Source organism: Bradyrhizobium sp. in8p8, from assembly GCF_000426845.1.
Taxonomy (GTDB): domain Bacteria; phylum Pseudomonadota; class Alphaproteobacteria; order Rhizobiales; family Xanthobacteraceae; genus Bradyrhizobium; species Bradyrhizobium japonicum_C.
In genome coordinates this window covers 21,770-36,322 of sequence record NZ_AUGD01000021.1, presented here as the reverse complement: position 1 = coordinate 36,322, position 14,553 = coordinate 21,770, and the positions used below count along the sequence as shown (strand labels likewise).

14 protein-coding genes and 1 pseudogene are annotated in these 14,553 nt (G+C 60.4%); 7 read left to right on the top strand and 8 right to left on the bottom strand.

Annotated elements, in window-relative coordinates; translation table 11 throughout:
- Positions 1 to 86 precede the first annotated feature (86 nt).
- From K408_RS0132200 to K408_RS39380, 3 genes and pseudogenes are all read right to left on the bottom strand, one after another.
- Complete coding sequence (locus tag K408_RS0132200; protein WP_024342640.1) at positions 87 to 2,195, bottom strand: ParB/RepB/Spo0J family partition protein; 2,109 nt, start codon at positions 2,193 to 2,195, stop codon at positions 87 to 89.
- A gap of 109 nt (positions 2,196 to 2,304) precedes the next feature.
- Positions 2,305 to 3,267 carry an ArdC family protein gene (locus tag K408_RS0132195; RefSeq protein WP_024342641.1) on the bottom strand — a complete coding sequence of 321 codons (963 nt, stop codon included), beginning with the start codon at positions 3,265 to 3,267 and terminating at the stop codon, positions 2,305 to 2,307.
- Between the two features lie 229 nt (positions 3,268 to 3,496).
- Positions 3,497 to 3,742: pseudogene (locus K408_RS39380) on the bottom strand (cell envelope biogenesis protein TolA); the annotation flags it as partial.
- A gap of 175 nt (positions 3,743 to 3,917) precedes the next feature.
- Between K408_RS39380 and K408_RS0132185 the strand changes: the two are divergent.
- On the top strand, positions 3,918 to 4,466 hold the full coding sequence (locus tag K408_RS0132185; RefSeq protein ID WP_024342643.1) for a hypothetical protein: 549 nt from the start codon (positions 3,918 to 3,920) through the stop codon (positions 4,464 to 4,466).
- 99 nt (positions 4,467 to 4,565) lie between these two features.
- Complete coding sequence (locus K408_RS0132180) at positions 4,566 to 5,417, top strand: hypothetical protein (protein WP_024342644.1); 852 nt, start codon at positions 4,566 to 4,568, stop codon at positions 5,415 to 5,417.
- Here K408_RS0132180 and K408_RS0132175 read toward each other — a convergent pair.
- From K408_RS0132175 to K408_RS0132165, 3 genes are all read right to left on the bottom strand, one after another.
- The gene (locus K408_RS0132175; RefSeq protein WP_024342645.1) at positions 5,414 to 6,103 is read right to left on the bottom strand and encodes a helix-turn-helix domain-containing protein; all 690 of its coding nucleotides are present in this window, start codon (positions 6,101 to 6,103) and stop codon (positions 5,414 to 5,416) included. The genes K408_RS0132180 and K408_RS0132175 overlap by 4 nt on opposite strands.
- Positions 6,104 to 6,239: 136 nt before the next feature.
- On the bottom strand, positions 6,240 to 7,127 hold the full coding sequence (locus K408_RS0132170) for an ImmA/IrrE family metallo-endopeptidase (protein WP_024342646.1): 888 nt from the start codon (positions 7,125 to 7,127) through the stop codon (positions 6,240 to 6,242).
- 2 nt (positions 7,128 to 7,129) lie between these two features.
- On the bottom strand, positions 7,130 to 7,456 hold the full coding sequence (locus K408_RS0132165; protein ID WP_024342647.1) for a helix-turn-helix domain-containing protein: 327 nt from the start codon (positions 7,454 to 7,456) through the stop codon (positions 7,130 to 7,132).
- Positions 7,457 to 7,605: 149 nt separating this feature from the next.
- On the opposite strand from K408_RS0132165, the gene K408_RS41480 reads away from it, so the two are divergent.
- Genes K408_RS41480 through K408_RS0132150 form a run of 4 tightly spaced genes read left to right on the top strand, consistent with a single transcriptional unit; the run spans position 7,606 to position 9,632 of the window.
- Positions 7,606 to 7,824, top strand: a complete 219-nt coding sequence (locus tag K408_RS41480; RefSeq protein WP_080654973.1) for a hypothetical protein — start codon at positions 7,606 to 7,608, stop codon at positions 7,822 to 7,824.
- Between the two features lie 2 nt (positions 7,825 to 7,826).
- Complete coding sequence (locus K408_RS0132160; RefSeq protein ID WP_024342648.1) at positions 7,827 to 8,090, top strand: DUF1883 domain-containing protein; 264 nt, start codon at positions 7,827 to 7,829, stop codon at positions 8,088 to 8,090.
- 13 nt (positions 8,091 to 8,103) lie between these two features.
- Positions 8,104 to 8,916, top strand: a complete 813-nt coding sequence (locus tag K408_RS0132155) for a nucleotidyltransferase domain-containing protein (RefSeq protein WP_245265952.1) — start codon at positions 8,104 to 8,106, stop codon at positions 8,914 to 8,916.
- Positions 8,913 to 9,632 carry a DUF6602 domain-containing protein gene (locus K408_RS0132150; RefSeq protein ID WP_024342650.1) on the top strand — a complete coding sequence of 240 codons (720 nt, stop codon included), beginning with the start codon at positions 8,913 to 8,915 and terminating at the stop codon, positions 9,630 to 9,632. The genes K408_RS0132155 and K408_RS0132150 overlap by 4 nt, the downstream gene beginning before the upstream one ends.
- A gap of 31 nt (positions 9,633 to 9,663) precedes the next feature.
- On the opposite strand, the gene K408_RS0132145 is transcribed toward K408_RS0132150, so the two are convergent.
- Positions 9,664 to 10,257, bottom strand: a complete 594-nt coding sequence (locus tag K408_RS0132145) for a hypothetical protein (protein WP_024342651.1) — start codon at positions 10,255 to 10,257, stop codon at positions 9,664 to 9,666.
- A 1-nt stretch (position 10,258) separates the two neighbouring features.
- Positions 10,259 to 10,864, bottom strand: a complete 606-nt coding sequence (locus tag K408_RS0132140; protein WP_024342652.1) for an HNH endonuclease — start codon at positions 10,862 to 10,864, stop codon at positions 10,259 to 10,261.
- 437 nt (positions 10,865 to 11,301) lie between these two features.
- Here K408_RS0132140 and K408_RS0132135 point away from each other — a divergent pair, with 437 nt between their 5' ends.
- Positions 11,302 to 14,532 (top strand): DEAD/DEAH box helicase, encoded by a 3,231-nt coding sequence (locus K408_RS0132135; protein ID WP_245265953.1) that lies wholly within the window; start codon positions 11,302 to 11,304, stop codon positions 14,530 to 14,532.
- The last annotated feature ends 21 nt before the right edge of the window (positions 14,533 to 14,553 follow it).

Sequence of the window (14,553 nt, the reverse complement as noted above, 5' to 3'; positions counted from 1 at the left end):
GCGCTCGCCCATAAAAATGGGGACCGGCGCTGCACACCGGTCCCCAAGCAACTGCGGGACGGCCGGAGCCTTCCTACTCTATGATGTCACTCAGCCGCATCGAGCTGTTGCGGATCGTCGTCGTTGGGGTTCTCCCGATCCTCGTCGTCGCCGAGGAATTCGGGCAACGAGTCCGGTTCACCCTCCTCTTCCGCAGGGCACGCGCTAGCGTCGGCGAGGCGCAGCGGGTCCGGCAACCAGCCCGACCCATCGAGAAGACGTTCGGCCTCCTTGGCCATGTCGGCCTTCTTCAGGTGATCGATCAACTGCGCAGAAGATTCGCCTCTTGCTTCCCGCACCGCCTCCAGAATGCGAGGCTTGGTGACCCGGCCGAGATAGTTGTCGACAGTCGGTCTCCAACCCGCCCGGACCATGTCGAGGTCAACGGCGCGCGCCAGCACATCGGCCTGATCGAGACGCGTGCGAACTCCGTGAGCGGAGACACGACCCTGATTGTAGCGGTTCGCCGGCTCATAGACGGCGTTGACCGCAAATGACGCACAGTGAGCGAACAGGGACGCTTGCGCGTCGCCGTCGAGGGCCGTAAGCGCATCCCAGAGACCGTTCTCGCCCTTCGGCAATCGTGCTTTCCAGGACTCGTGCCGTGCCTCGACGGCCTTCGCGGACGCGCTCTCCCTCAGGCCCGGGGCTTGAGCGGGAAAGGTCGGCGTACGAAGTCCGATCTCAAGACAGCTTCCGGATGACGCGAACCGGTAAAAGGCCGTCAGCACGAAATTGTGCAGCACCGCCTGGAACGCGATCGCCGGATTTTCTGCCAGCGCGTCCCGCAGTGCCAGCGTACGATGCGCTGTCAGCTCTGTGATCAATCGATCCGGCAATGGCCTTGTCGAATCGTCATCATCCTCATCGGTTTCGACCGGGCTACCCGCGACCGAGACCACTGTGCGCGGAACGGAAGGATCGACCTCCCCTCCATCGGTTGATGACGTCTGCCCGACATCAGGAGCGGGTGCCGCCACTTCATCCTCCGGCTGGACGTAACCCCGATCCACTGAGAGGCGTCCTTCGGAATCGATGCTGACAAAAACACCAGCTCGCGCGATCTCGGCGGGATCGTAGACTACCGACCGACCTTCGAACGCTATCAGTGCCGCCTCGATTTCCCCGAGACGTCGATCGACCTCGTCGGGCAGCTCATCAGCATCCTGGTAGTCGGATTCAAGCTTGGCCTGCTCGGCGTTGAGGGCGTCGACGGTGGCTTGCTCCTCAGGCGAGAGATCGACAAGTTCGCCCTCGATTTCTCGCAGGCCATCAGCGTGACCGTAGGGGAAATCGACCGCGACAGAAATCCACTTCCATCCCTCGGCGGCAATCGCCTCGGCCTCGGCCTTGAGCTTTTCCGTCACGAGACGGTCGAGCAAAGCGACATCTTGAAGCCAGCCGCCGTCATCGTGCTCGAAAAGGTCCCGCAAAACGCCGCCGCCAGCCTGCTCGTAAGCATCCAGCCCAATGAACTGCACACGGCGATCGGATGCGCGCACGGTATTTTCGGTCAGCATGCGACGGATCTGATACGGTTCATCATAGCCAGATCGGCTGACGTTTTCCCAGACCTGCTCCTGTCTGGCGTGGTCGGCTGTTACAGAGAAGGCCATGAGCTGCTCGAGTGTCATGCCGTCTTCGGCATAGACGTCGTGCAGCGTTGGGGACACGGACGCCAGCCGCAGTCGTTGCTTCACGACCGCCGGGGACACGAAGTGCCGAGCAGCGATGTCCTCCTCGGACAAGCCGGCGCCACTCAAGGTCTGGAAGGCTCGAAACTGATCGAGCGGATGAAGCCCTATCCGTTCGTCATTCTCTGCAAGCGAGTCGTCTTCAGCGATGCCTCCCGCGCGCACGACACAAGGAACAGGCTGCGTCTTCGCCATGCGCTTCTGCTTTACGAGAAGTTCCAACGCGCGGTAGCGCCGGCCGCCTGCAGGTACCTCGAACATGCCGGTCTCATTGCCTTCCGCATCCACGACCGCTCGCACGCTGAGACTTTGCAGGAGGGTACGTTGCGCGATACTTTCGGCGAGCTGCTCGATCGAGACGCCTGCTTTCACGCGGCGAACGTTCGATTGGCTGAGCATGAGCTTGTTGAAGGGAATATCGCGGGAAGACGACAGTGTGATCTTTTGGACGGCTTTCGTCATTTTGACTCTCCACGACGGGCAGCCGTGAGACTCTCTCTCGGCTTCCACCCCGTCGCGAACAGCGTTCCCTCCTCTCACTCTCGGCGCGGCCGCCGCGGGAGGCCAAGCATCAAGCCGCCTCGTGATCAGCGACAACCGAATCCAGCGAACCCGGCACAGTGGATTGGGGAACGAAACTGAGCAAATAGTCCGCGGCCTTGCTCGCCTGCGAGGCCGCGCGAACGATGGCGCGATTGTCTTCGCGCAGGACTTCAAGCCATGAGCCGATGTAATCGGCATGACGGACGGTCGGCACAATCCCGAGCGATGCACAGCCGAACGCGGCGCTCAACTCAGCCACCAATTCCTCAAAGGCGTATTTCCTGGTACCATAGGATCCTCCCTGGTCGCGATTGAGGCGCGAGGGATGCCCGGTCGCATGACCGAGTTCATGCAGCGCTGTGCGGTGCCAGTTGATCGGCTCGAAATAGGCCTGCGGAGGCGGGACCTGCACATAGTCTTCGGCCGGTGCATAGAATGCGCGATCTCCGCCGATGCGAAACGGGATTCCGCTGGCCTCGATCAGGGCTTCGACCGTGGGCTCGATCAGGCCTGGCGGCGGTGGCGGCGCAGCGGTGGCGATCTCGTCCGGCAGTTCCTCGCACTGATCGGTGTTGAAAACGGTAAATCGCTTGAGGAATGAAATTGCCTGCGCGGCTTCGCCGGTCTCGTCCGCCCGTCCCTTTTCGTCATTCGGCACAAAACGATCCGCGTAGACGACGGTGGTGCCGCGCTCTCCCTTGCGGACGTGGCCGCCAAGTGAAAGCGCCTGACGGAAGGTGAGCCAACTTTGAGCGGAAAATCCGCGTTCGATCGCGGCTCCCCAGAGGATGAGGATGTTAATGCCGCTATATTGCCGGTTGGTCGATGCGTTTTTCGGCATGGCCAAACGCGCCTTTGCCGCGGCGGTCCCCCAAGGCTGAACCCAGGGGACGCGGCCAGCCTCGAGTTCGGCGATAATCTTGTCGGTGATTTCGTTGTAGAGGTTCGCCCGGTCCTGGCCGGCGCGCGAGAGAGCATTAGGGTTTAACATCGCGGATCTCCGCGACGGGCGCCGCGAGCCTCTCTCGCAGCTTGTAACCCGTCACGGAAAAACCGAGCCTGCACTCTTACTCTCAGCTCTTGCGCAATCTGCCCAGGGCCGAAGGCCCTGATCAGGCGTGCGCAAGGGGCGCATCGCCTTCGAGAAATGGCACCCGCAGGAGCGTGAGCATAGCGACGCCGAAGGCGGCACGCGGGACCGAGTGCAGCAACGAGACCGGTTCGGTGGGCAGTTCAGCACGCTCGCCAAAGGATCCATCGGAGCCGACTGGCCGTCTGAGAACAACGCCCGGTTCCTTCAAGGTCGCAGCGATGACGGCTGGATCGTCACTTTCCTTCGCCGCGCCCTGATGGAAGAGATTGCTGTCGGCGCCCCACGCTTGCAGCGCCGCTTTCATCGAGGGAGCGGCGATCGCTAGATCGAAGAAGCCCAGCGAAGTCTGATAGGTTTTCAGTTTTCTGGCCATCGGTCTGATCCGCTCTCCCCGATCCAGCAGGTCCCGGATACACCTCGGCGCAGCCGGCTTTCCGAAATTCGTCCTCCGTGAAGCCTCCGCGGCCCTGGCCCAGGTTGTGGTGAGGATTCGGCTTTACGCACGGCAAATGCTGCTACAGACTGGCAGCAGATGGGGGAGAAGACTAGTGGGCGCGAAGGAAGTCCAGGCGGCGATCAAGAACGCCTTGGGCGCTATGTTTCCTCGGGATCTGGTGAAATCTGAATGGAGCGTCCGCTCGGATGCGACCGACGATGTGTTCGGCCGAGCGCTCTATGCACCACGGCTGGATATTGACGTTGGGCCATTCAATGTCACGCGTGAGCGCAAGGAAGCGGACCTGGAAAGCATCGACCGCTATGGGCAACATCCGTTGCTGCTTCGACTGAGAAACGAGGTCACCCGCCAGAACCATGGCGGGTTCTACTACAACCCGAGCCCCCGTTGCCTGCTGGCCATTGAGCTTGAGTACTCGACCTCGTCGAAACACATCCTGGGTGGCATCACCAACGCCGGCTTGCTCGGCTCCATCGGAGTGATGATTGGCCCCGCGTCTTATATCAACAAGATCCAGCGCATTTGCGCCTATGCAGCGAAGCTGCGGGAGATCGAGAAGGCCCATGACGATATGTTCGCCAATATCGTCTGCTTTCCCGACACGCAGTTCTTGGAGCTCCTGAATGCCGCGTACCGGTAATATTCAGTAGCGTCGCAAAAGCACAAATGCGATTTTACGACGCGCCTCGCGACGATGCGTGGTAAATCGACATCCTACCCAGCGGCGCGGAGCAGAACAGTGCTGAATTTCGACCCCTCCTGGCGCTTTAGATCTCCTGGCAAAATCGCCAGGGGCGTGATCGATGAATTCGCCGTCCTGATCAAGCGGGTTGCGGGCCAATACGGCCAGCGTCAACCGATTATCGAGCACTACAAGCGCTACTTCGCGGATGCGGCGGGCCGCCCCGCGCACCAGAGCTCCTCACTGAGCTGGGCTGAAAGCGATCTCGACGATTACATGCGTGAGGCCGGGGACAACGCGCCGATGTTCATCGAAGCGTTCTTCGACGCTGGCCAGGCTATCAAGAACCAGAACCCGGACCTGGTAGTGCCTGATACGGCGATGATCAACTATGTGTTGGGCACGCACGAGGCCGGCTACGAGCTGAACCCGCCCCAGCTGATAGCTCGCAATGCCCCCTCGCCGGTGGCGATGGAGATTCTGCCGCCATCGCTGGACGCGCAGGCGCTCGATAAAATCCAGCAGTCCACGAAGCAAGCCGAGGAATATCTAACGGCTGGGAAGAACCGCGCGGCCGTACAGGAGATCCTTTGGCTGCTGGAGACGGTGTCGACGGCGTTTCAGGGCATTCCCGTTGGTGATGGTACGATCCAGGGGAAGTATTTCAACAAGATCGCGGATGAGCTGCGTACCCACCGCAAGGGCCAAGTCGCAGAGCAGGCCATCGGCTGGATGAAAACCCTCCATGGCTATCTTTCCTCGCCCACGGGCGGTGGTGTCCGGCACGGAGCAAGGCTGTCAGCCGAGTCTGAGCTTTCGGCCCATGAGGCCCGCCTGTTCTGCAATCTGATCCGCAGCTACCTGCACTTCCTCCTGGATGAGTACGACAGCCTGAGAGGTTCGCGCTAGGCGAGCTTCATCCGACGCGGAATATAGAGTTGGGCGAGCTCGCGATCGGCCGGAACAATGGCGAGATAGCCTACCGTCATCTCCCAAGAGGGTTTGTCCCCCCAGTCGGCCGCCCGAAACTTGCGATCGCGGGTGGCCGAATAGACGCTGGCCCCCAGTCCGTACAGCTCCTGCAGGATTCCATCGAGGTCCTTCGCGAAGCCGAGGCGGCTGGAAACCGGAAGACCATCCACGTCCATTAGATCCTGGATATAGTCGCAGAAGCTGGCGGCGAGCTGCTTGGTCTCGTCGGTCAGAGCCGGGTCGATCGTGAACGACACGGCGTTGACGACTTCGGCAAAGTGGGCGGCCGCGTCGCCGGTGACCAGCGCCTGCGCGTCGATCCGCACATGGTCAGGGTGCTGGTCATCAAGGTTCTGCTGCTGGGCCTTGAGGCTGTCGAAGAACTTGAGCACGGTTTCGATGAACTTGGGAACATCGAAGATGTCCGGGTTGGTGTAGCCAAGCGCCTTGGCGATGACCCGCCGCGAGGGCACGTTGATGGGCTGGCCGGCCTCAAAGCGCTGGACCGTCCTGATGTTAACGGATGCGTTGGCGGCCAGTGCCTCCTGCGACAGATGCTGCGCTTCGCGGACGCAGCGGGCCCAGAAGCCGAGCGTCTTGGGGTCAAGCAGGGTGGTGTTCATGTCGTCCTCCTATGACCCGAACCATAGGCTGCGCTGACGGAGCGGAACACATCAGAATGCCGACAGTACGCCGGAGAGATCGCATTCCGAGCGAAGGGCAGTAGCCGCGGAAAGCTGCCGGGATACGAATACGCGGCTAACGCCAGCGCGCCTGTTGGTCTCTGAAGCGTTGCGACGATGTCCGGTCGTCGTCCACCTCTTCAGGCTCCTCGACCTCGAGCCAGAGCATCAGCAGCGCGAACCCATCTTGCTGAGGATAAATCTGCTCAAACAGCTCCGCCCGCTGCCCGTGCTTCAGCTCCACCCAGTGCTCCGCAATGATGGATGATAACTCGCTGGCGACCCGCTGGCGCAGATCTTTTCCATAAAAGCTGGAAGCCCGAGGGACGGGCTTGCCATAGGGCACGGTAATCCACGGGAACATCGGCCCCTTGTGGGCACGCCGGACGATGCCATCCTTGATGACGACGATGGCCAGCTGCTCGGGATGATAACGAGCATAGGCGCGGGCGGCGGCTTCCTTGCTAACGTCGAAATGTTTCGCGACCAGCGGGACGTGCGCGAGAGTCGGGTCGCCCTTGGGGATGAACTTCTTCAAGGCCGGCGGCGGGATCAGGATGAGACCGGAGAACTCGTTCGCTTCGGCTTCCATACGCGCATAGCGGTCGCCCTGCTCCGTCGACCATTTGGCCATGTCGGCCCGCGAGCAAAGGAATTTGCCGGCCTCGACTGGCTGGTGAGACACGATCAGAAAATGTCCCAGCTCATGCCCAATGGTGAATCTTCGGCGGCCGGACGGCGCAGCGCGGTTGACCAGGATGAAGCCGGTCGAGCGGACATCATCAGTCACGAGGCCGCCCTCAAAGCCCTCGGTCTCAAGCGGAGCGATCCGCTCGATATCCAGTTGCCGGGCCAGCTCTTCAATCGGCACCGGTATCGGCAGATCACGCTCGACGGATAGAATCTTGGTGACGAGGCCCATGGGCGAGCCCGTATCGGCCAAGTCCATCCGCGAGATCTTCATGGCTACCCCTTGGGCTTCCTGTTCTTAAGGTGGTCCATCATGGCCTGAATGGCTTGGCGGTCGGCAGAGCTCAGCTCATTCAATTCGCGGTACATGGCCACGACCTGCGGGTCGGCATCCTCGCCGGCTGGATTCTCGCCGATCAGCTCGGCCACGCTGACGCCGAAGCACTTCGCCAGCTTGGTCAGCAGCTCGATTGATGGATTACTGCTCTTGCCGGTCTCCAGATCCCATATGTGCGCCTTGGATGCCCCCACCTCATCCGCAACGTCTTGAAGCGACTTCTTTTTTTTGAGCCGTAGTTCTTTGATTTTTGAAGCCAGCGCCATCGAAACCTCTCGTGAATCGTAACGGCGCGGCTTGGGACCGCGCCGCATATCTGACGATTTTGTACCACAGCCATTGACGCGCCGCAAACCGTACAGATATAATTGTACAGAATCGTCGACGTCAGTCGGCGATTGGAAAGGAGCGATTTATGTCGAAATCAACTAAAGGCGGCGGTCCCTACCGCAGCGCAACTACAGGCCAGTACGTGGCGCCGAAGTATGGACGCAGCCACCCGAGCACCACGGTTCACGAGGCGCCGGGTAAGCACGGGTCGAGCGGGCCGCACTATCGCAGCGCAATTTCGGGCCGGTACGTCACGACCAAGCATGGCCAATCCCACCCCAACACGACCGTGAAGGACAAGTAGCCATGAACTTCATTCATAACGACTTGGGCTACTTGAACGGCGGAGAGGTGGTCGAGGTCAGCCTCGACCACGCCGCCAACGTGCGGTTAATGGATGCCGGCAATTTCCAGAGTTACCGGCAGGGCCGGCAGCATCGCTACTTCGGTGGCGAAGCACGGCAGTCGCCGGTGAGGCTGCGGGTGCCGCAGTCGGGCCATTGGCACGTGGCGATCGACTTGGGCGGCCGGGCAGGCACGATCCGGGCCGGCGTCAGGGTGCTCTCTTAAGAACGGTCCATCGATGAATGCGCTCGAATTGCGTGGCCTCGTCAACTCTCAAGGCTGGCGGATGATGTCCGAGCAAGACTACCTCTCCGCCATTTTGATGCGCGAACAGGTCGGCGGCGGCCTGGCATCGCCGGCATTGTTCGTGCCTGGCGTAATCAGACCGGCCATCGAACAATGGGCCGGCCGTTACCTTCTCGACATCGCGCCGAGCGGCTCTTACGCGAAGGGCACCGCCAACCGGAGCGGCACAGACCTCGATCTGTTCATCTCGCTTTCGCCGGACACGGCGGAAACCCTGTCCGACATCCATAAGACACTGGCCGCGACGCTGAAGGCGACCGGTTATGAGCCGCGCCCGCAGAATGTCTCGATCGGCATCAAGGTAAACGGCTACGCCGTGGATCTCGTCCCCGGCAAGCGGCAGAACTGGTTGTTCAACGAACACAGCCTGTACAAGCGGCGCGGCGATACCTGGACCAAGACCGACATCTCGCAGCACATCGCAAAAGTAAAGGGTTCGGGACGCCAGGCGGAAATCCGGCTCATCAAGCTTTGGCGAAGCCAGAAGGGTTTGGAGTTTCCATCTTTCTACCTTGAGCTCGCGGTCATCAAGGCGCTTGAGCCCGCCTGGCTGTCGCCGCTCGCCGACAACATGCGGACGGTGTTCGCCTATCTGCGCGACAACATCGCCACGGCGAGGTTTGTCGACCCCTCCAACACCAACAACATAATCTCGGACGATCTTACCGTCGCCGAGAAGCAGGCCATCAGGAAGGCGGCTACGGCGGCGCTCGCGGCGCCCTACTGGCGGGATATCGTCGTATGAGCGGCTGGTCGCTCGAAAAGCTCCTGGCCGGCCTTCACGGGGAGATTTCGCTGCGGCTTGAGCGCAGCCGTTCCGCGCTTGGCCATCCCGTCGCCAAGGGCGATGCCACCGAGGGTATCTGGATTGAGTTGCTGAAAAACTATCTGCCGGAACGCTATCGCGTCGACAGAGCTTTCGTCATCGACAGCACCGATACTACAAGTCAGCAAATCGATATCGTCATATACGATCGCCAGTATACCCCGCTCATTTTCAAGCAAGACGGCACGCTGGTGATCCCGGCCGAAAGCGTCTACGCCGTCTTCGAAGCCAAGCAGTCAATCGATGCGGCTCAGGTCGAATACGCCGCGCACAAGATCGCGAGCGTCCGGGCCCTGCACCGGACGAGCCTGCCGATACCCTCGGCCAGCGGCTTGCAACCGGCCAAGACACCCGGAGTCATTCTTGGCGGCCTGCTCACATTCGACAGCGAGTGGAATCCCCCACTGGGCGATCCGCTGCTAAAGGCGCTGACGGCAGCTGATGCGCTCGCGTCCCTGGATTTGGGGTGCGTGGCCGCGCACGGGATCTTTATGAAGCAAGATGGCTGCCACATGATCGAAGCCGACAAACGCGCAGCAACGGCGTTCTTGTTGGAGCTGATCGCGAGGTTGCAGACCATCGCGACAGTGCCGATGATCGATGTGCGGGCCTACGCTAGATTTTTGAAGGGCTGAACCGCTTCTCTTTTTACCTCGTCCCATCGACCTATGGACGAGCTCCGGCGGCCTTGGACAGATAGAGTTCAACCGACTGCAGCAGATCGATGACGTCGGCGGGTCCCATAAAATCGAAGAGGACAGCCCCGCTTATGCCGGGCGTGATTTCGTAGGTGACGCCAGCAGGGCTATTCGCTATCGCATCACGATTGTGCGCTGGATACTGCACCAAACGATGCTGACCATTTCTCGTAATGTTAAAGCGGTTACCATGAGCAACACCGTTGCGGAGGTGGTACACCAGTTCCAAAATCGGTGCTCGGTCGAAATACTTGTGCGCCGACAACTCGTCGCCCAGGGTGAGCAGCGCGCCCATGGCCCACGACCTCAATATCTCGCTTTGCATGCCGTGATCTTCGCGGAAGAGATCAAGATAGAAGCGTAAATTCAAAGTGTGAAATGTGCCATCCTTACGCTTTATCTCCCCGACGGGGTCCCGTCCAAATTCCTCCGCCGGCGGGAGCGAGTTTATCGACTGCGGGTTTGCGGCGACATACTGAGCGACGAGGAATGCGTAGTATCCTAGAGCCAGCCGGCCAGCCGTTCGGCTGACGGCAAGCATGTCAGAGGTTTTGGACGGCATATCACCCCTGCAAAGTCACACTCGCGCCGGGATCTCGGAAGAGTCCCCGACCAGCTAGCGGCGAGCTGCTGCGACTGTCAGGCCACTGCGTGGTTCGTCCCGCGCGACCAACCAGCTCCATCAGTCTGTCGAAGTGCTCCAAAGGCGTGTGGGCTAGGCTCGGGGCTGCTCGGCGCCCCAATTTCTGATGCGAGCTGCTGCGATCGATCGAGAGGTGCAGGATGACGTGGTGGTTCGGGCAGAGCCATTCGTGCTCATGATCGGGCGCAACGAAACCAAGGTCAAATTGCTCGTTCAGAGGTATGACGTGGTGTGCCTGCGTGATCGGTCCAAAACCACCACAGACATAGCAGGCCTTGCGAGGTCCTGGCTGAAACGTCAATCGCGCGGAAGCGATCCAGGCGCTCTTCCGTGCGGAGTATTGTGCAACCAACCTCTGCTTCACGACACCCATCCTTGCCGCCAGCATGGCGCGCCGAGATGGATTCGGAATCTCCCGGGCTCGCGCGACCCAGTCCTCGAACGTCTCATCGGCTTGGAACGGGAAGCTGCCGGAGACCTCCTTCTTGAGCGCCACAACGAAGGCAGCCCGGGTAACCCGCTGCATGGTTAGTATCCTCCACCGGCGTGGAAGGTACAGAAGTCCCGCTGATTCGATTAGGCGGGGGGCAGAAACTGAATGACCCCAGGCGACACTCTGGTTTGTCCGTGGACGTCGGTCACCAGGATCGGTACGCCTCGCTTGGTCCCTACACTTGCATACCTTCGGGGCAAGCTTTTCGAGAGGCCTGGTCGAGCACAGCTCCCGGGCCTCTTTTCATTCTAACCCCTTGATCTTCCGTGAAGCCTCCGGCGACCTCAAGGGATTACATGTCCACAGCTAGGCGGCGCAAGTTCCCAAACTTCGCGTTCTTGGTGTAGGCTTCCCCCGGGGAATCGGGAACCAGCTGAGGGGCAGTCGTCTGACTGGCATCACTAATCGTGAGCTTGTTTAGCAAGTGGACGCGACCGGTCCGGCTGCCGGCGCTCCCTGAGCGCCGGCTCGTGTTCGGAAAGAATACGGTCAGCCAGAAGGCCTTCCCTGGCGAGGTGGTGCAGGCCCAGTTTTTCCCATCCCAGCATCCCGGACACGACCAAATCACGACCCGCCTGGCGCCTCCGCTCGACGCATTTCTGATCCGCTTTCCGAAGGTCCACCGCGTCGAGAGCCCCTTGCCCGTCCTGACCTGCGTCAATCCCAACGATTACAAGGAATCGACGTCACCCCTTGAACTGGCTTGGGACCGGCTTGCCGCCCTGGAGACCTGGGCCGATAGCCCCGAAAAGGTACTGGAGTCCTGGCGAAACCGCTTCATTTTCGCCGTCGAGGATCTCGACCACGGCCATCCCGGTTTGCGTCTGCCGCAGATCGGCGCCCTGCACGCTATCGCGGCGCACTTCTCAGTGGGCAGTGAGTTCGAGCCTGCGACCATTGTTCTCCCCACCGGTACGGGGAAAACCGAGACCATGCTTGCCGACCTCGTGTATCGACGCGAGCGCAAAATGCTCGTCCTGGTGCCAAGTTCGATCCTGCGAAACCAGATCGGCGCCAAGTTCTCGACCCTGGGCGTGTTACCTGCCGCTGGCGCCATACCGGTTGAACTCGCTCGGCCGTTCGTGGCCAAGATTACGAAGGGCATCAGCACGGTGGGCCACGCCGAGGCCATCGTGAATGCATCAAACGTCATCATCGCCACTCCCGACATCCTGAAGGCATCGGCCCCCGACGCGCTGCGCCGGCTGCTGGAAGGCTGTTCGATCCTGGTCGTCGATGAAGCCCATCACATCACCGCGGCGACCTGGAGCGAGGTGCGGGACCGCTTCACAGCGAAAAAGATCATCCAGTTCACCGCGACACCATTCCGTCGCGATGAAAGGAAGGTCGACGGCAAGATCATTTTCAATTTCAAGCTCGGCGATGCGCAGGAGGCGGGCTACTACCGGCCAATCAATCTCAGGAGCGTCGAAGAGTATGGCGACCAGTCGACTCGCGATCAGAAGATCGTCGCTGAAGCCGTCGCCGTTCTGAGACGCGACCGGAACGAGCTGGGCCTGGACCACCTGCTGATGGCGCGGACCCGGACCAAGGAACGCGCTGAGGAGGTGTGGAAGCATTACCGCAAGCTCGCACCGGAAATGAAGCCCGTCCTGGTCTATTCGGGCCCTGGCCGCAAGACGGGGAACGCAAAATCGATGGCGCAGCTCTACGACCGGGGCGTCAATGGATCCAGGATCGTCGTCTGCGTCGACATGCTGGGCGAAGGCGTTGACCTTCCGAACCTGAAGATTGCGGCCTTGCACGATACGCACAAGTCCTTGGCCGTCACGCTGCAGTTCATTGGCCGCATCACCCGCAAAGGCGACGACAAGACGATCGGTGAGGCCACCGTTGTCACCAACATCGCCGACCCCGAGGCCGAAAGAAAGCTGGGCGATCTTTATGCGGAAGGAGCCGACTGGGACAAGATCATCAAGCGGCTCAGCGAAGAGCGGATCGAGCAGGAACTTCGGCTCCAGGATGTCGTGGCTGGGCTCAAAAGCAAAGGCACCCTCCACAATCAGCTGTCGCTCTGGAACCTGCGGCCCCGCTTCTCTACTCAGATTTACCGCACTCGCTGCCTGGCCTGGTCGCCGACCCTTTACACGCAAGTGCTGAAATCAAGGGACGAGAGCTGGTACGCACTGGACGAAGCCCAAAACCTGATGGTGGCGGTCGTCCACCGTGAAGAGCCGGTGGACTGGGGTAATTATCAGACCCTCGAGGAGACCAACTACCACCTCCTGGTGATGTGGTGGGACCAGGCAAATCAGGCCCTGTTCATCTACGCGAGTGACTACGAAGCCTTGCGCACCGAGCAACTAGCTTCCATCGTGACGGGCGACAACGCCCGCCTGCTCTCCGGCACGCCGATATTCCAGATTCTCAACAACGTGGAGCTACCACTCGCCAAGAGCCTGGGGTCGTCGCGCGTCGGCGCGATCAGTTTCACATCCTACTTCGGACCAAACGTCACGGAGGGCCTGGCCAGCATCGAGAAGGCGGAGTCCGAGCTGAACAACATCGCCTGTATTGGGTATGAGAACGGAGATCGCGTGCTGTGGGGCGGTGCCAAACGCAAAGGCAAGGTCTGGCAGCAGAGGGCCGGCACTCTCGCTGAGTGGGTTGAATGGTGCGGCAAGACATGGCTGAAGGTTTCAGCAGAGAAAGCATCCGCGCCCAACATCACCGAAGACTTTCTGAGGCCTTTGCGGCTGACATCACCGCACAACTCCTATCCGATCGCAATCGAGTGGGGAGAGCACGCGCAGAATGCCTTTTCGGATCAGTTTGTGTTATTCGGCACGACGAGCGTTCCGTTGTACCTGGTCGATCTGGAGGTCGCCGCGGTCCAGCAGGATGGGTCGATCGATATCCAGCTCTCGTCAGAGAAGTTGAGCGCGACCTACCGGTTGAGCATTTCGAACGGCTTTCCGGCTGGCTACCTACATACGAAGGTCTCGGGGTCAGATGTCGGCTTCAAAAAGAAAAACAAGGAAGTCGTGCCGCTCGACGAGCATCTCGCGGTCGATCCATTTGTCGTGAGGTACGCTGATGGGACCTACTCCTACAATTGCTATCACATCCCGACCAGCCTGAACGCAGGCCGTTTCCCGGCAGCGCGGCTCGAATCCTGGCCCTGGAAGAATATTCCGCTGAACCGAGAATCCATGGGCAAGTCCCGCGCCGCGAATACCATCCAGCATTACGCCTTCCAACGCCTCAAGGCCGATTTTGATCTCGTCTTCAACGACGACGGTTCGGGTGAAGCGGCCGACCTCGTCGGCCTGAAAGAGGTTGACGAGAAGACCATCCGCCTCTGCCTCATTCACTGCAAAAACGCTTACAAGGGCGCGATTTCGCAGGACATACAGAATTTTTATGTGCTTTGCGGACAGGCGCAGAAAAGTGTGACGGTCAAGCACCATGGGATGTTGCGGCTCTACAATGATCTCAAGCGCCGCCACGAACTTTGGATGAAGGATGGCCACACTCGCTTCCTCAAAGGCGACATCAAGCAGTTGGCCTATTTCAGGGACAAATCCCGTCGCGCAACGGTCGAGTTTGAAGTCATCATCGCGCAGCCTGGTGCATCTGCAGCTGCTCTCAACGACGATGCGCTGCTGCTCCTCGGAACAACGGAGTTATACTTGAAGAAAACGGCAGCTGCCGGCTTGCGCGTCATCGTTTCGCCGTAACGCGTCTCCGGTCAGGCGAGC